Here is a 19044-nt window from a genome sequence, read left to right on the forward strand (position 1 = left end):
GTATCGGGGTCATTATGCCGCAATGCTAATGGGGAGGCTTTTATTTCCTTTTTTCTTCATTATAAACATCTGTCGCTCATATTTTTATGGAGGTGTTATTTATGCCAGAAGCAGTACTTCAAGCAGCGAATAGCTGGGGTGTATGGTTAATAGCTATCGCAATCGTAGTTATCGTTCTCATTCAGTCTCTCCTTTATATTCGTCTTTCTTTCAAAACTGCAGACCTGATCGGATTTCCCAGAGAAAAATGTGTTCAGGGTCTCCGGGCTGGCGCCATTTCAGCCATAGGCCCTTCTATTGCTGTCTTCATCGTTATGGTAGGCATGATGTCAGTAGTAGGCGGTCCTATAACCTGGCTTCGACTTTCAATTATCGGTGCGGCACCTACAGAACTTACTGCTGCTACCGTTGGAGCCGAGGCCCTTGGTGTAAAGTTCGGCGGCGCGGATTATGACGTTATGGCCCTTGCCACCTCATGGTGGACCATGGCTATTAACGGCACAGGATGGCTTCTTGTAACGGCCCTTTTCACCCATAAGCTTGAAGACGTACGGGAAAAGATTGGCGGAGGCGACCCCAAATGGCTTGCCATCGTTTCTGGGGCAGCCATGCTTGGCTGCTTCGGATTCCTCAACTCTAACAGCATAATGGCCGGGTACAAGGGACTCAAGGCTGGTGCAGCTGGCGGCGGCGGTCCTCTTTATGCGGCTATCGGAGGGCTTTTGGGCATGGTGTTAATGCTGACCCTTGCTAAAAAACTAACGTGGCTCAGAGAGTATACCCTTGGAATAGCCATGCTTATTGGAATGGCCGTAGCCGTCATTCTCGTTTAGTTTTGAAGGAGGATTCTTCTTATGGTATCTAAAGCTGAATTTGACAATATATGGAAAAAACCAGTTATAAAAATAGGTGTTGTCACTGTTTTAATTCCTACGTTTATGTGCTTTTTACCAAACTTGTTCCTGTATATCAAATTTGGAGTTTTCCCGCCCGTTTCCGTGGCGTTGAAAGCATGGGGCATGATTGCCGCCATTTTTGGCGCCTTCTACATTGTTGAACCTATATCGTATTATCCCGTTCTCGGCTTGACTGGCACATACATCTCATTCTTGAGCGGAAACATAGGCAACCTTCGTCTGCCTTGCTCTGCTGTGGCTCAGGAAGTAGTGGGAGTAGAAGCCGGATCCTCTGAAGCAGAGATCGTTTCTACTCTTGGTGTGGCTGGTTCTGTTATTACGAATCTCTTTTTTACTACCTTAGCAGCAGTGGCAGGAGCAGCCCTTCTGGCCATCTTCCCCGAACCCATCGCTATTGCCTTTAAACAGTACACTGTAGCCGCTATTTTCGGTGCTGTCTTTGGCCAGTTTACCCTTAAGTTCCCTAAACTGGCCTTTGTCGGAATTGCTATTCCCATGCTTCTGCGCATTGTAGGTCCTGCTATTGGGATGCCTTTTTTGACACAGACATGGGTTGTCATCGTAGCCTCTGTATTTGGAACTATTCTCGTGGGGCGAATCCTCTATAAAAAGGGACTGCTTCATTAAAAATACAGCAACCCTCATAGCATCCCACTATGCAATTCTTAACATACTATCAACATTAAAGGGGGTATTCCCTTATGGAAATCATGAAAAAACAAGCACTGGCGCTGCAGGAGCAGATAGTCACATGGAGGCGGGATCTTCATCAGATACCCGAAACTGAAATGGACACAGTCCAGACTGAAGCCTACATTTGTGCACGCCTTGACGAGATGGGCATTCCCTACCGAAAGGGCGTAGCAGGACATGGAGTAGTGGCTGTATTGGAGGGGTCAAAGCCCGGCAAGGTGTTTGCCATACGGGCCGACTGTGATGGTCTGCCTATAAAAGAAGAAGCAGATCTTCCCTTTGCCTCCACTAACGGTTGCATGCATGCCTGCGGGCATGATGTTCACACCGCTATGGCCCTTGGAGCGGCTAAGATACTTGCTGACAATAAGGATAAACTCGAAGGAAGGGTTAAATTTATTTTCCAGCCCGGCGAAGAGGGATGCAAAGAAGGTTACGGCGGCGCAAAGCGCATGATCGACGACGGCGCTTTAGAAGATCCTCGCCCTGACGTGCTCATAGGGCTTCACACCGGCGCTATCTGGAAGGAGAATTTTAAGCCGGGAGACATCGGCTATCACTACAGCGGCATTATGGCCTGCATGGATCGATTTGAGATTCTGGTAAAAGGGAAGGGAAGCCACGGTGCCTATCCTCACGGCTCTATAGATCCCATCAGCATTGCCTGTCAGATAATCTCTGAACTCCAGACCATCGTGAGCCGAGAGATGAATCCAGTGGAACCAGCCGTTATATCCATTGGTGAAATCCACGCCGGTACGGCCTTCAACATTATTCCAGGAGAGTGCCGCATCAGCGGGACAGTGAGAGCCCTTTCCACTGAGACCAGAAAATTTATGGCCAGCCGGATTGAGGAAATCGCCCGAACAGTAGCCCGGGGAATGCGTGGCGACATAGAATTACGTTATGGATGGGAAGGCCCTTCCCCCGTAATGAACAACGCTGAGGTCACCGAGGAGCTTCGCAAGGTAGCTGTGGAAATTCTTGGAGAAGAACACGTAAAGGAAATCAAGAATGCCTCCATGGGCGGAGAGGATATCGCTTACTTCCTTGAGGAAATTCCAGGAACTTTCTTCTTCCACCCCAGCTGCAACGAGGAAAAGGGACAGATCTATCCCCACCATAATTCCCGTTTCGCCATAGACGAAGACGTTTTGTGGATTGGCCCGGCAGTTATGTCCACCATGGCTATTGAGTGGCTGAAAAAACATAAATAAAACTCTGGGGACAGACCTTTAAAGCCCGTCCCCTTTTTATGCGCCACACTGTATTCTACATTCAAAACTTCGGGAAAGGAGAATACTGTATCATGGCAAACATAAAAGACGAGGCTAAAAGAATTTTGCCTCAAATTGTTGAGTGGAGACGGCATATCCATGCTCATCCGGAATTAGGCCTTGAAACACCGGAAACAGAGGCTTATATTGTCAAAGCGCTTGAGGGGATGGGGTTCCCTTCTTCATCCATTAAAAAAGGCATTGGGGGACACGGAGTAGCGGCAGTTCTGCAAGGAGACATTCCTGGACAAACGTTGGCAATTCGCGCCGATCTTGATGCACTACCCATAAAGGAAGAAACAGGGCTTTCCTTTGCCGCCACCAATGGCAATATGCACGCTTGCGCCCACGATGCCCATACGGCCATGGCTTTGGGAGCTGCCAAGGTGCTCATAAACCATCGCCGCGAATTGAAGGGAAGCGTTAAGTTCATCTTTCAGCCAGCAGAAGAAACCGTTATAGGAGCCAAGGCCATGATTGATGACGGAGTGCTCGAAAATCCCAAGGTTAACGCACTCATTGCCCTTCATACAGGGCTGCTCTGGAAAGACTTTTCCGTCGGACAGATTGGATATTCCCGCGGCGGAATGATGGCTTCCGCCGACCGTTTCCTTATTACGCTAAAAGGGAAGGGGGGCCACGGAGCGACCCCCCATCTGACAGTGGATCCCATCTCCATGGCTGGTCAGCTTATCTGCCGCCTTCAGACAATTCTCAGCAGGGAGATAAATCCGGTAGACCCGGCAGTTCTCACTATTGGACGAATAGCTGGAGGATCAGCCTATAACATCATCCCTGGCGAATGTATCCTAGAGGGAACCGTTCGAGTTCTTGACGTAGCCACACGAAAGATGGTTGAAGAACGCATTCGTGAACTGACCGTATCTACGGCTGAAAGCATGGGGGGTGAGGCAATGGTGGAGTATACGCCAGGCCCGCCGCCGGTGATTAACAATGAAGCCATGACCAATAAACTCATAGCCTCTGCCGCTTTACTTCTGGGGAATGATAACGTTCGGGAAATACCAGAACCATCTATGGGGGCGGAGGACGTGGCATATTTCCTTGAGCAAGTGCCAGGGACCTTCTTCTTCCATGTTGGGAGCAACCCTGACAAAGGACAAACCTATCCTCACCATAACTCCAGGTTCGATATAGATGAAGAGACTCTTTGGATTGGATCAGCCATCTTTGCCCACTTCGCTCTGAATTGGCAATAAAACTAGCTGTTAAGGGATAAATTCTACTTCTCCGCAAGGGCAGATGGAACAGGATCTGCCCTTGCTCTCTATTTTCTTAACAATGAAAGAGCATACCCCGCCGCTGCTACGAGAATAATCATGGCTCCCGCTGTAAGGTTGAAGAAAACTGCCAGCCACAATCCTGCTACAGAAAAGATCAGACTCAGGATAAAGGCTGCGGCCATCATGGAAAAAAGAGAACGGCTCCAGCCTTCGGCAATAGAAGGGGGTATGGTAAGAAGAGCAATGACGAGAATAAGGCCTACCACCCGAATAAGAAGCACTACGGCCATAGAGATGAGAATTACTGTAACATAATGCATAAGGGCAACATTGACTCCTCTGGTCTTGGCGAAATCCGTATCATAGACAAAGGCTAAAAATTCCCGGTGATAGGGAATACCCAGCAATAAAGAGAGAAAAATCAACCCTGCCATAGAGATAAGGTCGACGCGGGACACCGAGAGGATGCTTCCAAAAAGGTAGCTCATGAGGTCTTGAGCATATCCAGGAGTCAAGTCTATAAAGATAACTCCCGCTGCCATTCCCACCGCCCAGAGAACGCCAATAATAGAGTCGGCCCGCCACGGCCTTCGCCATGTGACCCACGCGATGAGAAAAGCCATTACGAGAGAAAATCCCATCGCTCCCAGAGAGGGAGAGATCTTCAGAAAAAAGGCCAGCCCCACGCCGCCATAGGCAGCATGGGCGATCCCGCCTGCAACAATAACCTGGCGCCTCACCACTACAATGCTGCCCATCATGCCGCAGATGATGCTTGCGAAAAAAGCTGCCCAGAGAGCATTTTGCATAAACTCATACTGCAGAAGTTCAATCATGACGATGCCTGTCCAGATGGTCGTGGCGGGCCAGAACCCGGTGAGGGACACCGTGGGCAACGAGTTCTATTGGGCATGTGCCGCCATATTCCATTTTCAGCATTTCCTCCGTAATTTCTCCTGACCCATGATAATACACATCCCCGCACACGCAGGCAACAGCCGTAGCACCATTGGCAATAACGGAGAGATCGTGGCTTACTAAAATGATAGTGACGTTTCCGGCAAAGGAAGCCAAGTCCTCATATAAAACCCCTCTCGCTTCTGGATCAATGCTGGCAAGAGGTTCGTCCATCAGTAGAATTCGAGGACGGGAGGCTAATGCCCTGGCAATAAGAACCCGCTGGCGCTGTCCTTGGGAAAGATCCCCCATAGGATCATTTCTCCTTCCTGCCAGGCCCATGTGTTCAAGAACGTCCATGGCAATTTTTTTGTCTTCTTCAGTAAATATCTTCCTTCGACCAATGCCAAGACGTCCCATGAGAACAACATCGAAGACAGATACGGGGAAGATTTTGTCCCGTACTCCTTCCTGGGGAACATAACCAACAGAAGTAACAGCCCTGTCCGGCGTTGTGCCTAAAACTTCAATTTTCCCCCTAGCTGGTTTCTCGAGACCAAGGATGAGCCTCAACAACGTTGTTTTACCGCCGCCGTTAGGCCCGATAATCACAAGAAACTCTCCCTGGGGAACCTGGAAAGAAGCCTGATCCAATACCATGGTTCCATTTTCATAGCCGAAAAACACGTCTTCGAACACAACCGCGGGGGCAAGATTCATTGCAGGCTCCCTCCAATAGCCCTCGCTGTTTCTGCCATATCGTCCATCCAGTTCCAGGGGAGGGGGTCTATTGCTATGATCGTTCCATTTGTTTCCCTTGCGAGATTTTCTGCCATTTTTCTTGAATATTGAGGTGATACAAAGATACTTTTTATATTCCTTTCTTTCATCAATTGAATAAGAGCTGCCAAATCAGAAGCTTTTGGCTCTTTTCCTTCCCTTTCCATAGATATCTGATGAAGCCCGTATTCCCTGGCAAAATAACCCCATGAGGGGTGAGCGACCACAAAATCCTTTTTTCTCACCCTTTCTAAAAGCTCCCTTATCGTATGGTCAAGCTCATCCACATTCTGACAAAACTGATCATAGTTTTTTGAATATTCCTCTTTATGTCCGGGGTCAACGGCCATGAGACCATCACGAATAGCTATCCCTTGAACTTTAACAAGAGAAGGTGCTAACCAGATGTGAGGATCTCCAGGCATTCGTTCAATTCCTGCATAGGTTTCCACAATACGCAGCGAGGGATTTAAGGAAACAAGCCTTGAAAGCAAGGGCTCTTCAAAAGGAAGACCTATAGAAAAATAGACAAGGCTTTTAGAAAGGGCTGCCATTTGAGCCGGCCTTGGTTCGTAGGTATGGGGGTCATCGCCAGAACGGATCAGCACCTGGACATTGACACGGGCTCCACCGATCTGCTGCACGAAATAGGCCTGGGGAGGAATAGATACGGCCACATCCATGTATTCTGACCCATAAACAGCTCCTCTGTGGAAAAATGAGAGAGAAAGCAAACAGAATAAGAGCACTGCCTTCATTACGCCTCCATGAGACATGGTTGTCACCTCGTTATAATGATCAAGCCTTCATTCGTTATTGTATTATTCTACATAAAAACCAATAAAACAAGAGAAAAGACCTTCCCTTATATCGTGGAAGGCCTCTGCATTTTCAATCTGGATAGGGCTTGTTGTCTCGGTGGTTTCTTCTCTTTGGCGCAGGACGTCCTCGAAGTTTCTGTTCCTCTCTATATATATCTTCAAGGATCTTCAAATAACGAATCTCCCACTCACGTTTGTCCATATTCTTTCGCGTAGATTCACGAGAGAGATAATCTCGCTCCTTTCTAAGAGAATAAAGGTCTCCCATGTTTCTAACGCCTCCTTATGTTTCCTGGATCGCAAGACGAATCCTGATATGCCCTAAACTTCGCGGTGCTTCATTCGCGGCTTTAAGAAGAACCACGCCGCTTCCCCGCACACCGTATATTCCCCACACACCTGTTAACAGTTCCACTTCTTGAGAACCAAGCTCCTGAAGTCCTGTGGATATGCCTCGTATAGGAGAATCAAGCCTAACGAAGATCTGAACGCCTTCAGGCAAACTCCCTTCAAGACGGCCTGTAACGCTACGGAATGTCTGCCCAGTAGCCGTTATGGTGTATAACAACTGAGCTGTTTCTCCCCTGTCATTAATATAACTATGTAAAGAAAGGGGCTGCTGGAGGATGGAAATAGCGTTCTGTTCCACTATCTCTATCTTTATGCTCACAACGGCAACAGTCCTGTCTACCCCTTCAGACACTCCGCAGGAGAGAAGAAAGGTTGCAAGGAATATCAAAACAAGCAGCTTCCTCATAATCGTTCACCTCACTTCTCGCCACGTTTCATAACAACGCGCCCCTCTTCAATAAACCGTATGGTTCTTTTACGGGGCAACACCTTCGCCTCAAGGATCAGATTGTCTCCAGGAGCAATTTCGAGGGTCTGCTCGGGTTTTTCAAGGCGATAAGATGACGGAATATTTATATCGTAAATTTTCAAAACCCACTTTCCTGGACGCAACCCTTCAAAAAGGAACCGTCCCCAACTATCAGTAAGCCTACGATGCACTTCGTCTCCATTGGCCATTTCTACGAGAACGCTTTGCAATCCGCCAGCTTCTAATGTTCCATCCTGTTTCAATGTATCACCCACGACGTATCCTTTTTCTCCCTCTATGGACGATACCGACTCTTTTCCCGAATCCGGATCTACGAGAACCACCATGCCATTAAGGGATGCGCCGTCAGTAATGCCAATGTCCATGGAGGTTATTTCGCCGTATCCGGCAATTTCTACAGTAATAGGAACCCGCTGATCAGGAACCCGGTTCCCTACGGAAGCCCGATCAACTTCCAGCAGATATGTTCCAGGGAGCAGGGCAGGGAAAAGGAACATGCCTTTTTCATCTGTAACGGATGTCTCCCCCTCAAGCTTCAGAACCACCTGAGAAATTCCCCTTTTCTCCCCATCTACCGTTTCATAGACAAGGCCTTGCAACACTCCCACATTTTTCTTTTTCGCAAGCTTGATATCAATAGGAATGACGTAGGACACCGAGTAAGATGTTTCCATATCTCCTCTGTAATCGTTTCGCTGTATACGAAACCGAAGAATGTTCTCGTTTTTAAAGGTCTGTTCGGCGATAAATTCGTATTGTTCGCTGTTATCAGCATAGTCTCTCTCATAGGAGTATCGTGTATACCAGAAAGAGAGCTTAAGGGTGGGATTTACATCCCAGACGAGAGAAATGCCCCGGTTGTCTGAAGCCCTCATGAGATAACTAGCGGCAAGAACCTCGTTATCACCAAAACCGCCATAAATGGAAACGTAGAGATCTGGAGTCAACTGGTAACTTATGAAAACGTTATAATTCCACGCCGACCCGCTCTCTCCGCCAAAGTGATCCTCCTGGTCGGCATAACGGGCCTCGAAGGAGTAGCTATAGCGATCCATGGTTCGCCCAATTCGAAGCCACCACGAATCTTCGCAATAATCGTATTCGGCCGGCAGTAAACGATCTTCCATTGAAAAAGAGTCGTATCCTACTGTGAAATACCAGCCGTTGGCCAGCTCATAATCAAAATAAACCTGTAAAAGCTCTTCATAGGTCTGGGTGGTTCCCTCCAACCGCCTGAGATTCAGGTTATCCTTGTACTGATACCAGGAAACGTTTCCCTGCAGCCTGTCGCTGAATGGGTAACCTATGGTTGCGCTTGTATAATCGTAATCATGATAATAGCCCCAAAAGTCGGTGCCTGCACGAATTCTGGCGATAGAGTAGGGGATATTGCCATTCATACGCCCCCGTAAATAAATTCTATAGGCTTTATCGTCATCGAGGGCCTCCACCCTGTCTGTATCGCATAATCCATACTCAAGTTCAAGAAGGGTATGGGCCCAGGGCCTGTATTCGGCGCTGACAGTCCATAACGTATCTTCCATGTCGGGTTTTTTCCCATAGGCCTTCCTTTCTTTCTGAAGCATATTAAGCCGCACCTCAAGATCGCTTCTTATTTTCTGGCTGATATAGAATCCAAATTCTTTTTTATCGGGATAGCCCCAGCGGCTTTTGAGAAAGTGAGCCCCGCCGCCCCAACCTAATTCAACAGGCTTTATGGCAAATCCCAGTCCCCGTCCATAAGACCCTAATGACGTAAGGCGAGATAAGGGATATCCCTGATCGCCAAGGTACAGGTCAAAAGTTTCAGTAAAGTAATTCAGCCAATACTCGTCAATATCGCCATAGATTCCATACTCGTTGACATCAGGTCCCCTAAAAAGGAATTCTATCCATCTCGTCCGTTCTTCATCGAGATAGCCCCACCCGCTCCACTCGATGTTAGCGCCGTCTCCTTCGCTATTGCCCATGGCGCTGATCACCAGTTCGGTGGGCAGAACATGAAAAATATCAAGTTCCCCTCCGCCCCTGGGAATAACGTCAAGATCTACGATCACTGATGTGGAGATGGGACCTTCATCCCCGGTAGCCACAGCCTGAACTTCTACAAAATGATATCTGGAGGTGGTTCCCTCGAAAATACGCCCCTTCAATTTAAGATCAGCGCTCTTGCCTGGATCAAGGGTGACTTCCGTAGGGGTAATTGTTGCCGGATATCTTTCGTCTCTGTCAGGAAGGTGGAGAAAGTAGGTTCGAGTCGTGTTAGATTTATTGATAAGCTGAAGGTCAGCCTCATAGTGCTGTCCTCCTATAATGGCCACCGGTTTTTTTACCAGAACGATCTCCATTCCTTCTACAGCGAGAATTGACACTGTGAATATCTCTTCGTCATAAACACCGTAATCCCTACGGCTCTTTACGGAATACACTACTTCATAATCTTTTGCCTGAGCTGAAGGAGGAATCTGGAAAGCCACGACACGAGTGACGCTTCCCCTGGCCGGAATAGAAAAACGTCCTGGGGGCATAAGGGGCTGCCATCCTTCAGGAAGACCTATCTCTTCTATAAAAGTTTCAAGGCTTGGCTGATAGCTTGTGATAAGAACGCTTACGCTGATAATTCTTCCCGGCTGGGTGCTTGTATGGAGTGACGATCTGGCCCGAACCTCCACTCCGTATCCTTTCGCCTGAGCCCAGGCCAGGCTTGAAGACAGCCATATAAACAAAACAAAACAAAATAGAGCCTTAATAACCCCTTTCTGCCCGATTTTTGTCATAGCGTCCACCCTCTTTATTTGAGTACCAGGGCATACTGGGCACCAAAAGCTTCATCCTCTCCGCCATCCGCTATGACCAACGCCTTATACTCTCCTGCCTTTACGCCCTGAAAGGGTATTTCAAAACGGCAGGAACATTCTGGAAAAATCCACCGTTGACCTCCTTCAAAGCGTCCGGCAAGGTTTCCCTGCTCATCGTAAAGCTCCGTCCACACCAGGGGACGGATAACACGTTCTCCTGTATTCACAATGTCGAGAGCGAGTACGGATTTGCTCCCGTCACTTATAAGCTTTTTATCGGCAAATTCAATATTCCTTATGCCTGTGTTTCCAATGTCCGTAATCATTTGAACAGCATACTTAAAAATTGTCATGACATTAAAAGCCATATTGCTGTCAATGCCTTTGGGCGGTTCCAGCATGAACTGGTCAAGGGGTTCCACCATAATCATGCTCCAGTAAGTTCCACAAAGGGATGGATCCTGAGGAACCTGAATTACATAGTTAACAATTGCGGTTCCAGAAGGAGGGATAGTAAGCTGGCGAGGGGTTAAAACCATCCATAACGCATTGGACCGGCTGGTGCTCCCTGGCTGGCCATAGTCATTTCTGCCATCTGCATAGGTGAGATAGTCCGACTGATTAATAGCAACCTGAACAGGCTGTTCTTTATCGTTGTTCCTTATAACAAGCTGTCCCCGGATCTCCTGGCCAGGAGTTACCGCAAATCGATAGGTCAGATCTCCTTCTATGTCTACAGTGCTCGCCAGAACAACTCCAGTTCCCATGACAAAGAAAAAAAAGACCATCACGCTTATCGTCAAAAGTGCCCTTCTCACTGTCTGTCTCATCATAGATCCACCACCGTAAAGGCAATATGGGGAGCATAGACTCCCTTGGGTGTTTCTGACGTAATACCTGTAACTTTCAATTGAAGGCATATACGATTTCGATCCCCAACTCCGGTGAAAAGAGTCGTTCCTGCAGGTTCTACTATCTGATACGATGTTCCACCCCGTACCCAACCTGCACCCATGCCGCCGTCTGTACGGCGAATCCAGATCTGGACCCCTTCTGGCAAAAGGGTGCCTTCTACAAGTTTCGCCTCTACATTCCACTGTGCGTCCTGTCCCCTTGCATTGACTACCGCTAAAGAAATAATGGAGGGGTCGCTTTCCCTCATGCCTCGTCCCCCTGAGGCTGATGCCCCGATAACAAGAGAAGACCAGCTTCCCAGGGCAATGAGTTCCATGGCCTCTGAACGATCGCTCAAAGGAGAATAAATAACGAGAAACACAAGAAGAACAGCTCGTGAGATTGCCGTGGTTCCACTCATTTTTAATCTCCTTTCTCAAGGGATAAAAAAGGGCAGCGCCCCCCAGCGCCGCCCTAAAGTACAACCACTATGCGTCCTGAATGAGAAGGGTCAGGATACGGGTTCCCGCTGCTTTCTCTGCATCTGGGCCAGCGCAAAGCTTGAGTCCGCCCTTGCCCCAGTTTCCGCAGGCTTTGGAAAGACCTGTTACAAGGTCCACATACTCTGTGGAAAGAATTGTCCAGTGAGGTGTGCCAACAGCGCTCGTTCCATAAGGAGCGTTCAGTTTGGCCCACAGAGAGACATGATCGGGCATGTTAGCATTGATTTTGCCCACTATCTTTCTCACATCGGTTCCAGTAGCCATGACTGAGTACCAGATGCACTCCTCATCGCACCAGCCATATGTGCAGCCGATGTAGGTCTGCATGCAGATCTCTTCCTGTTTAATCTGCAGGCAGTTGATGGGAATAACTTTCCAGTTGATTTTCAAAGTGTCGAAAGGTGTGCACATAACAGGATCGCAATTGACGTTAAAGCCCGCCTCTTCCAGTGTCATGGGGGCCTCTTCGGCAAAAACCGCACTTGCCACAAAGACCACCATGGCGACTATTGCTAGCAGAAGAAATACTCTTTTCATCTTTCTTTCCCCCTTTTTTTGCAGATAGCCTTATCTCCCATATACCCTTTTACGCTGCCGGAAAGTAAGAAGTTATCAGGCAAACCCGCAGTACGCGGGCACCTTTACGACCCCCTTCCCAGCGAAAGAGCTGGAGCCGAATAGCTCTTTGTAAAGATTACTCAACTTAATTAAAATAGGATATCGGGATAAAACTGAAAGGGGATGCGTAATCCCCTTGTTGAAAAAGGCTATGTGCCTGAAAAAGGCATAAGAAGCTTTTTGGGGAAACTAAGTAATTCTCCTGGGGGGATCAGGGATATCACTTAGTCAATAGGTGTCAGTCCGCTCTTGATAGCGTACTTCGTCAGCTCGGCAACGGAATGAAGGTTGATCTTGCGCATTATATTATACTTATGGGTTTCCACTGTTTTGACGCTGATATGGAGGGTTTTGGCAATATCTCGATTTGCCTTGCCTTCCGCGATCAACTGCAAAACTTCCTTTTCTCTATGGCTTAAGGCAGACTCAGAGTCTGTATGTTCCTTTTCATCCCCTGAAAGAAACCCCACATACTCTTCGATCACGCACTTTGAAATGCTGGGACTCAAGTACATTTTCCCCTTTATAATTGAACGGATTGCCTCTGCGAGCTCCTGAAAGGCACATTCTTTCAGCAAAAAACCTGACGCTCCGGCTTTAAGCATTTCAGCGACAAAGCGGCGGTCAGCATGCATTGAAAGAGCCAGAACCTTAATTTCAGGAAGGTCTTTTTTAAGCTGGTTCGTCGCCTCTATCCCGTTCAGCTCAGGCATTACCACATCCATAACCAGAACATCAGGACAATGGCATAAGGCCAGATCGATAGCCTTTCTGCCTGTATCAGCCTCGGCTATGACCTCCATATCCTCCTGAGTATTTAAGAGCGTTCTCAGACCATCACGAAGGATCTGATGATCGTCAGCAAGCAGAATCCTGACTTTTTTCATCGATTTCACTAGACCTTTCTTCCTCTCCCTCTACAGGAACAAAAAGGGATATCTTTGTTCCTTCTCCGGGAAGAGTCTGAATCTGCATAAAACCGCCAAGATAGTTCACTCTCTCCCTGATGCTCAATAATCCAAAGTTGCTTGGGTCCCGCCCCAGTTCCCTTAACGAGGAAAGGTCGAAACCCACGCCATTATCCTTGACTTCAAGAGTTATCGTCCAAGGATCGAATCGGGATAATGTAACAACAGCTTCCGTTGTATTTGCATGTTTAATAATATTCATTACGAGTTCCCGCAGAGCCCTGAAAAGAAATATCTTTATATCCATGGGAATTTCATCTGACATTAGAAGATCCTTGAACAGGATACAAAGTCCGTGCTCTTCTTCCATTTTCTCCACCAGCCACTCAACTGCGGCATGAAAGCTTAATTCAAAAAGCATGGGAGGGCTCAGTTCGAAAATAAGGGTTCTCATCTCCTGAATTGAACGGTTGATAAGAGAAAGAACATCGTCGATAGCCCCCTGGTGATCTCTACCTTTTGTTCTCTTTTTCAGCATCTCAAGCTTAATGCGGGAAAGAGCGAGGTTTTGACCCACACTGTCATGGAGATCGGTTGAGATTCGCCGTCTCTCCCGTTCCTCTGCCACATAGAGCTCGGAAGACAAGTATTGCAGCTGGTGCTGGTTAAGACGCAACTCTTCTTGCAGTTTTTTATACGTAGTCAGATCTTTCCATGTGAGGACACAAAACCGGAGACGGGAATCTTCCTCGCGAATGGGCACCGCAGTTATTTCACCCCATATTTCTTCCCCATCTTTTCGAATAAAATGTTTCTCTTTACCTACAATCCCATCGTGCATGGCAATGCGGAGTTCGCCCATATTGATCCAGTAATCACTTCGCCACCAGGGATATGGAGCCGGCCGGCCCACAATTTCTTCAGTCTGAAAACCAAACTGTCTTACAAAGGATTCGTTCACATATTGAATGCGGGTATCCGGCCCAATTACAAACACGGCATTTGGGCTTTTGTCGAGGATGGATGAAGAAAACTTATGGTTTTCCAAAAGCACCTCTTCATTCTTTCTTCGTTCTGAATCGTCACGAGCTATTGAGAGGATATACGGCTTACCCTGAAAAGAAAAAAGGTGAGAATGAATTTCTACAGGAACAATATCACCACTACGCTTTTTCAATAAAGTTTGAAAGGTATGGTGCCCCTTCCTAAAGATATCTATGACAACAGAAGGCATTTCTTCTCTCTGTATCTGGGCATCAATGCTGATGGGGGACATAGCAAGAAGATCCTCACGCTTCACGCCGAGCATACGGCAGGCTCCTTCATTTACTTCAATGAAGGAGCCCGGGCATCCATCCTCGTCGACCTCATGAAGAAAAACGCCATCTGCCATATTATCGAAAAGCGCCGACATTGTAGCCACCCGTTCGGTTAAACTCTTTTCTCTCTCCCATCGGACCGTTATATCCACACCAAGACAGACTACCCCGGAAAGATGATTTTCCAACATGGGGGTCATGTTGCTGCACACCCATAGGATCGTATGAAACCGACTATCCTTCCCCTGAATCTTCGTTTCGACAGTTACCGAAGCTCCCTTCACCAAGGCTATCATTCGCAAAGAAGAAAGCATCCGCTGGCGATATTCGCTATCCGGATAGAGAAGTGACAGCCATTTTCTGGAGCCCAAAAGAGAATCCGAGCTGTAACCACTGATTCATTCTGCAGTGCTATTCCAAAAACGGAGACATCCATCTTCATCGATAAGCGATAAAAGAAGATCGGGATGATCGAGACTGGCATTGAACCATATGGAAAAGTCCTGAAACATACTGTCATCTTTTCGCTCCAGAAAACTTAATCCATCTTCAAAGGGAAGGGAAATCTGTCTGCAACTTCTTGCATATTCTCTTTCTTCCCATTTGTTTTCTTTCATCTTTTCCCTCTCTTCACAAAAAAACCGTTACCTGCCTCACGTCTTTCTTTAACCGTCAACGCACTCTTAATTGTATAAAAAGGGAAAATTCTGCTAATTTTAGAAGACCTCTCATTCGGTGGCTGCTTCATGGTGCAAAGAAAAGAAGAGGTAGATTATTAAACAGGGATGACTAAAAATTAAAATTTAGAAATATGTTAGAATGTTCTTATAATATATCAACCTTCATTTTTTTTCAATCTTAAGAGTCTGGGTTTATTCATTGACAAAGAATGACCTTGGTTTTTTATGCTGTTTACACAGATCTTTTTATGAAAAAACATGATTAAGGAGAGAACCCTTGATGTTAAGAGAGCGCATTACAGCAAAAATCAACGAATTATCTCCAGGACACCGAAAAGTAGCGCGCTTTATTCTTGAAAAACCGCGGGAAGCGGCATTTTTAACAGCCTCTCAACTCGGAGCCCATGTGGGAGTCAGCGAAGCCACTGTGATACGTTTCGCCTACACGCTGGGACTCTCAGGGTATCAGGAACTCCACCAATCCATAAGCCACATGCTGATAGATGACCTCTCAACCCTTGCCCGTCTAGAAAAATACCGGTCATCAGGGAAAAAGGGAATCTTTGGCACGGCTATGGATAAAGATATTAACGCCATGAAAATGGCTCAATTCCGTCTTGATGAAAAAGTGCTTCTCGATTTGGCAAAGACTTTTGTTGAAGCCCCCGCCGTCTATATTGCCGGTTATCGCAGTTCTTATACTCTTGCCTATTATCTTTCTTTCTATCTCTCATGGCTTTTGCCGGCAGTGAAGCTCATGCCCCTGGACTCTCCCTATGAATTGCTCGTAAATGCCCCTAGAGAAAGCGTAGTTGTAGGAATAAGCTTTCCAAGATACTCTACGTGGACAGTAGATGTACTCCGTCGGGCCCAAGAACATAATTTACAAACCGTTGCCATTACCGACGAACACACAAGTCCTTTGGCAAACCATGCCCTCCACATACTTGCTGTTCCTTATTCCCCCATTTCTTTTATCGATTCTTTTGCGGCCCCTATGAGTGTTTTGAACTGCATCATTCTCAGTATCTCTCAGCAGCTTGGTGACAAGGTAACTTCCCTTTTTGAGACTTTTGAGCAGTACTGGAAAGAACAAAATCTATACGAGCCGCCCATGCTCTGATTAAGGAGGGATCTTGACAAAAAAACAACAAATACGTTTTAAGGGATAGATGAAGAGGAGAAGAGAGAGAAACTTTTAAAAAGAGTAATTTTTATGTGAAGAGAAGAGAGAAGGAGGGGAACCCAATGGAAGGCCGTTTTGGCGCCATTTTGCGAGTGGACCTGTCTTCTCGTAAAATGACAAAAGAAGCTTTGGACGAAAGGCTCCTTCGTAATTATATCGGAGGCCGCGGCTATGCCTCCAAAGTCCTTTACGATGAAAATCCTCCCAACGTTGATCCACTGAGCCCTGAAAACCGCCTCATCATCGCAACCGGACCTTTAACGGGACGAGCAGCACCTGCCGCAGGCCGATATATGGTTGTTACCAAAAGCCCCCTCACCGGCTATATTGCATCAAGCAATTCCGGGGGGTTCTGGGGAGCCGAGCTCGCTAAAACCGGCTGGTTCATGCTTATTATTGAAGGAAAAGCCGATCGTCCAGTCTACATTAACATCCGTGATGATCAGGTGGAGATAAGGGATGCCAGCCACCTTTGGGGACAAAACACCCACATCGCCACCGATCAAATCCTTGAGGATATTCAAGACCCAAAGGCCAGGGTCCTCTGCATCGGCCCGGCTGGAGAGCATCTTTCCCCCATTGCGTCCATAATGAACGAAAAGAACAGAGCCGCTGGGCGAAGCGGAGTAGGCGCAGTTATGGGGTCAAAAAACCTTAAAGCCATCGCTGTACGAGGAACATCCCGACCCTATGTCGCCAACTCTGAAGAATTCTCTGCCGTGTTAAAAGAAAGAGCAGCCAAACTCAAGGCTCATCCTGTCACAAGTCAGGGATTGCCGGCCTATGGAACAGCCATATTGGTGAATATCATCAACCAGACCGGAGCCTACCCTTACCGCAACTGGCAAGGAGCCTATATGGAGGAGGCAGATAAACAATCTGGAGAAACTCTTGCAGCAAAATATCTAACAGACAATTACCACTGCTTCGGTTGTCCTATTGGCTGTGGACGTATTACAAAGGTTAACGATATAGCCGGAGAAGGGCCAGAGTACGAAAGTATCTTCGCCCTTGGCGCATGCTGCGGCATCGCGCCTATCGAACCCATAATAATGGCCAACTATACGTGCAATGAATACGGACTTGACACCATCAGCACAGGCGTCACCATAGCAGCTGCCATGGAGCTATATGAAAAAGGATACATCAAAAAGGAGGAGCTCGAGGGCGGTCCCGAACTCACCTTTGGCAATACAGAAGCCCTCGTGTATTGGACAGAGAAAATGGGAAAAGGGGAGGGGCTTGGCAAAAAACTTGCCCAGGGCTCCTGGCGTCTCTGTGATATGTACGGGCATCCCGAACTGTCCATGACAGTAAAAAAACAGGAAATGCCAGCCTATGATGCCAGAGCTATCCAGGGAATCGGGCTGACTTATGCCGTAAGCAACCGTGGAGCTTGCCACGTACGAGGGTACCTCATCTCCCCAGAAATTCTCGGATCACCCGAGAAACTAGACCCTGACGATATTTCGAAAAAACCCCTGTGGGGAAAAATCTTTCACGATCTCACCGCTGCCATCGATTCTTCGGGAATGTGTCTCTTTACATCCTTTGCTCTTGATGCCTCAGATTACGCCGCTTTTTTGAAAGCAGGGACAGGGTTTGACTATTCTGCGGACGAAATCATGACGTGCGGAGACCGAATATGGAACCTCGAACGCCTTTTCAATTTAAGAGAAGGGCTTGATCCCAAGAATGAAGACACTCTTCCGTCGCGACTTTTGAAAGAACCTATCCCCGAAGGGCCGGGAAAGGGAAAGTTAAGCAGAGTTCCGGAAATGCTTCCTGAATACTATCAGCTGCGGGGCTGGGATGAAAAGGGAGTTCCTTCCCAAGAGACCCTGGAGCGTCTTGGGCTCCAGTAACATTTAACGAAAAAGAATCTCACGCAAAAAGGCCGTTCTCGAAAAAGATCGGCCTTTTCTCTCTTTTTGTTTTGTATATTGACAAGTCGCAATTCTTAAATTACTCTTGTGGTATACCAACTCTAGGATGTGGTATACCAAATGGAGAAAAAAAATCTCGCTTCACAAGCCTATGATCGCATTAAAAAAGGGATTCTTTCTCTGGAATTCCCGCCTGGATCCTCGCTTCAGGAAAGGGCCCTTGCTGAAGAATTAGGAGTAAGCAGAACTCCTGTGCGAGAAGCCGTGCACCGCTTATCCCAGGAGGGATGGATTACTGTAAATTCCAGGAGAAATATTGAAGTTCGCTCTGTTTCTCCCGTGGAAATACGAGAGGTCTTTCAGGCCCGTTGGCTTCTAGAGCGGGATGCCCTTGATCTTATCTTTTCCGGTGATCTTTTTCGACAAACAGGACGACATATGACCAATATGCTCTCATTCATGAAAGAATCACAGAATAACTTGCACGACTTTATTCTGGCAGACCAATCCTTCCATGCCATTTTTTTTCAAATTTTAGGAAATTCCAGGCTCCAGAGGTTCTGGAACAGTGTTAGCGAGGAAATGATCTGGCTTGGCATGCTCGCCATGAACGAGAAAAGATACGAAGCTGTATTGGGAGAACATGGGCGAGTTGTAGAAGCCCTTATTGCAAGAAGAAAAAGAGACGCTAAAGATGCCCTTCAGGATCATCTTGAAATCACTGAAGACGTACTGATTAAAAAAATTGAGACCATTACTTCATGATATGGAAGGAGGAATGG

General features: G+C 47.2%; 19 protein-coding genes. 7 read left to right on the forward strand and 12 right to left on the reverse strand.

Annotation, left to right across the window (positions count from 1 at the left end; translation table 11 throughout):
• The first annotated feature begins 101 nt into the window (after nucleotides 1–101).
• The 4 genes from BUC50_RS03780 to BUC50_RS03795 all read left to right on the forward strand — a co-directional run bounded on the left by BUC50_RS03780 (nucleotide 102) and on the right by BUC50_RS03795 (nucleotide 4107).
• A complete protein-coding gene (locus tag BUC50_RS03780; RefSeq protein ID WP_013049232.1) occupies nucleotides 102–833 on the forward strand; it encodes a DUF5058 family protein in 732 nt (243 codons plus the stop codon).
• Between the two features lie 21 nt (nucleotides 834–854).
• The gene (locus BUC50_RS03785) at nucleotides 855–1544 is read left to right on the forward strand and encodes a hypothetical protein (RefSeq protein WP_013049233.1); all 690 of its coding nucleotides are present in this window, start codon (nucleotides 855–857) and stop codon (nucleotides 1542–1544) included.
• A gap of 74 nt (nucleotides 1545–1618) precedes the next feature.
• The gene (locus BUC50_RS03790) at nucleotides 1619–2827 is read left to right on the forward strand and encodes a M20 metallopeptidase family protein (RefSeq protein ID WP_013049234.1); all 1209 of its coding nucleotides are present in this window, start codon (nucleotides 1619–1621) and stop codon (nucleotides 2825–2827) included.
• 92 nt (nucleotides 2828–2919) lie between these two features.
• Nucleotides 2920–4107, forward strand: a complete 1188-nt coding sequence (locus BUC50_RS03795) for a M20 metallopeptidase family protein (protein WP_013049235.1) — start codon at nucleotides 2920–2922, stop codon at nucleotides 4105–4107.
• 68 nt (nucleotides 4108–4175) lie between these two features.
• Here the strand turns inward: BUC50_RS03795 and BUC50_RS03800 are convergent, their stop codons facing one another.
• From BUC50_RS03800 to BUC50_RS03855, 12 genes are all read right to left on the reverse strand, one after another.
• Nucleotides 4176–5018, reverse strand: coding sequence for a metal ABC transporter permease (locus BUC50_RS03800; RefSeq protein WP_286677179.1), 843 nt, complete (start codon nucleotides 5016–5018; stop codon nucleotides 4176–4178).
• Nucleotides 4960–5748: a metal ABC transporter ATP-binding protein gene (locus BUC50_RS03805; protein ID WP_286677158.1), complete on the reverse strand. Its 789-nt coding sequence runs from the start codon at nucleotides 5746–5748 to the stop codon at nucleotides 4960–4962. The genes BUC50_RS03800 and BUC50_RS03805 overlap by 59 nt, the downstream gene beginning before the upstream one ends.
• A complete protein-coding gene (locus tag BUC50_RS03810; RefSeq protein ID WP_013049238.1) occupies nucleotides 5745–6584 on the reverse strand; it encodes a metal ABC transporter solute-binding protein, Zn/Mn family in 840 nt (279 codons plus the stop codon). The genes BUC50_RS03805 and BUC50_RS03810 overlap by 4 nt, the downstream gene beginning before the upstream one ends.
• A gap of 115 nt (nucleotides 6585–6699) precedes the next feature.
• Nucleotides 6700–6897 carry a hypothetical protein gene (locus BUC50_RS03815; RefSeq protein WP_013049239.1) on the reverse strand — a complete coding sequence of 66 codons (198 nt, stop codon included), beginning with the start codon at nucleotides 6895–6897 and terminating at the stop codon, nucleotides 6700–6702.
• A gap of 15 nt (nucleotides 6898–6912) precedes the next feature.
• The gene (locus BUC50_RS03820; RefSeq protein WP_013049240.1) at nucleotides 6913–7386 is read right to left on the reverse strand and encodes a hypothetical protein; all 474 of its coding nucleotides are present in this window, start codon (nucleotides 7384–7386) and stop codon (nucleotides 6913–6915) included.
• An 11-nt stretch (nucleotides 7387–7397) separates the two neighbouring features.
• Nucleotides 7398–10247: a hypothetical protein gene (locus BUC50_RS03825; protein ID WP_213700126.1), complete on the reverse strand. Its 2850-nt coding sequence runs from the start codon at nucleotides 10245–10247 to the stop codon at nucleotides 7398–7400.
• A 14-nt stretch (nucleotides 10248–10261) separates the two neighbouring features.
• Nucleotides 10262–11101: a hypothetical protein gene (locus BUC50_RS03830; RefSeq protein WP_213700127.1), complete on the reverse strand. Its 840-nt coding sequence runs from the start codon at nucleotides 11099–11101 to the stop codon at nucleotides 10262–10264.
• A complete protein-coding gene (locus tag BUC50_RS03835) occupies nucleotides 11098–11583 on the reverse strand; it encodes a hypothetical protein (protein WP_013049243.1) in 486 nt (161 codons plus the stop codon). Before BUC50_RS03835 ends, BUC50_RS03830 begins: the two co-directional genes overlap by 4 nt.
• Nucleotides 11584–11650: 67 nt before the next feature.
• On the reverse strand, nucleotides 11651–12202 hold the full coding sequence (locus BUC50_RS03840) for a hypothetical protein (protein ID WP_286677159.1): 552 nt from the start codon (nucleotides 12200–12202) through the stop codon (nucleotides 11651–11653).
• 305 nt (nucleotides 12203–12507) lie between these two features.
• Nucleotides 12508–13170 carry a response regulator gene (locus BUC50_RS03845; RefSeq protein ID WP_273312533.1) on the reverse strand — a complete coding sequence of 221 codons (663 nt, stop codon included), beginning with the start codon at nucleotides 13168–13170 and terminating at the stop codon, nucleotides 12508–12510.
• Nucleotides 13142–14881, reverse strand: coding sequence for a PAS domain-containing sensor histidine kinase (locus tag BUC50_RS03850; RefSeq protein WP_286677160.1), 1740 nt, complete (start codon nucleotides 14879–14881; stop codon nucleotides 13142–13144). Before BUC50_RS03850 ends, BUC50_RS03845 begins: the two co-directional genes overlap by 29 nt.
• Nucleotides 14882–14908: 27 nt before the next feature.
• The gene (locus BUC50_RS03855) at nucleotides 14909–15127 is read right to left on the reverse strand and encodes a hypothetical protein (RefSeq protein WP_286677161.1); all 219 of its coding nucleotides are present in this window, start codon (nucleotides 15125–15127) and stop codon (nucleotides 14909–14911) included.
• Between the two features lie 343 nt (nucleotides 15128–15470).
• Here BUC50_RS03855 and BUC50_RS03860 point away from each other — a divergent pair, with 343 nt between their 5' ends.
• From BUC50_RS03860 to BUC50_RS03870, 3 genes are all read left to right on the forward strand, one after another.
• Entirely contained in the window at nucleotides 15471–16313 is an 843-nt protein-coding gene (locus tag BUC50_RS03860; protein WP_273014999.1) for a MurR/RpiR family transcriptional regulator, read from the forward strand.
• A gap of 125 nt (nucleotides 16314–16438) precedes the next feature.
• Nucleotides 16439–18241, forward strand: a complete 1803-nt coding sequence (locus BUC50_RS03865; RefSeq protein ID WP_286677162.1) for an aldehyde ferredoxin oxidoreductase family protein — start codon at nucleotides 16439–16441, stop codon at nucleotides 18239–18241.
• A 141-nt stretch (nucleotides 18242–18382) separates the two neighbouring features.
• Nucleotides 18383–19027 carry a GntR family transcriptional regulator gene (locus tag BUC50_RS03870; RefSeq protein WP_273015001.1) on the forward strand — a complete coding sequence of 215 codons (645 nt, stop codon included), beginning with the start codon at nucleotides 18383–18385 and terminating at the stop codon, nucleotides 19025–19027.
• Nucleotides 19028–19044: the final 17 nt, after the last annotated feature.

This window comes from Aminobacterium sp. EBM-42 (genome assembly GCF_001896635.1).
In the GTDB taxonomy this organism is placed as follows: Bacteria; Synergistota; Synergistia; order Synergistales; family Aminobacteriaceae; genus Aminobacterium; species Aminobacterium colombiense.

Excerpts from the sequence above, each read along its gene's own strand:
- BUC50_RS03865 (WP_286677162.1), top strand. The coding sequence starts at position 16,439 with ATGGAAGGCCGTTTTGGCGCCATTTTGCGAGTGGACCTGTCTTCTCGT.
- BUC50_RS03790 (WP_013049234.1), top strand. The coding sequence starts at position 1,619 with ATGGAAATCATGAAAAAACAAGCACTGGCGCTGCAGGAGCAGATAGTC.
- BUC50_RS03835 (WP_013049243.1), bottom strand. The coding sequence starts at position 11,583 with ATGAGTGGAACCACGGCAATCTCACGAGCTGTTCTTCTTGTGTTTCTC.
- BUC50_RS03825 (WP_213700126.1), bottom strand. The coding sequence starts at position 10,247 with ATGACAAAAATCGGGCAGAAAGGGGTTATTAAGGCTCTATTTTGTTTT.
- BUC50_RS03860 (WP_273014999.1), top strand. The coding sequence starts at position 15,471 with ATGTTAAGAGAGCGCATTACAGCAAAAATCAACGAATTATCTCCAGGA.
- BUC50_RS03805 (WP_286677158.1), bottom strand. The coding sequence starts at position 5,748 with ATGAATCTTGCCCCCGCGGTTGTGTTCGAAGACGTGTTTTTCGGCTAT.
- BUC50_RS03870 (WP_273015001.1), top strand. The coding sequence starts at position 18,383 with ATGGAGAAAAAAAATCTCGCTTCACAAGCCTATGATCGCATTAAAAAA.
- BUC50_RS03820 (WP_013049240.1), bottom strand. The coding sequence starts at position 7,386 with ATGAGGAAGCTGCTTGTTTTGATATTCCTTGCAACCTTTCTTCTCTCC.
- BUC50_RS03795 (WP_013049235.1), top strand. The coding sequence starts at position 2,920 with ATGGCAAACATAAAAGACGAGGCTAAAAGAATTTTGCCTCAAATTGTT.
- BUC50_RS03840 (WP_286677159.1), bottom strand. The coding sequence starts at position 12,202 with ATGAAAAGAGTATTTCTTCTGCTAGCAATAGTCGCCATGGTGGTCTTT.
- BUC50_RS03830 (WP_213700127.1), bottom strand. The coding sequence starts at position 11,101 with ATGATGAGACAGACAGTGAGAAGGGCACTTTTGACGATAAGCGTGATG.
- BUC50_RS03785 (WP_013049233.1), top strand. The coding sequence starts at position 855 with ATGGTATCTAAAGCTGAATTTGACAATATATGGAAAAAACCAGTTATA.
- BUC50_RS03845 (WP_273312533.1), bottom strand. The coding sequence starts at position 13,170 with ATGAAAAAAGTCAGGATTCTGCTTGCTGACGATCATCAGATCCTTCGT.
- BUC50_RS03780 (WP_013049232.1), top strand. The coding sequence starts at position 102 with ATGCCAGAAGCAGTACTTCAAGCAGCGAATAGCTGGGGTGTATGGTTA.
- BUC50_RS03810 (WP_013049238.1), bottom strand. The coding sequence starts at position 6,584 with ATGTCTCATGGAGGCGTAATGAAGGCAGTGCTCTTATTCTGTTTGCTT.
- BUC50_RS03855 (WP_286677161.1), bottom strand. The coding sequence starts at position 15,127 with ATGAAAGAAAACAAATGGGAAGAAAGAGAATATGCAAGAAGTTGCAGA.
- BUC50_RS03815 (WP_013049239.1), bottom strand. The coding sequence starts at position 6,897 with ATGGGAGACCTTTATTCTCTTAGAAAGGAGCGAGATTATCTCTCTCGT.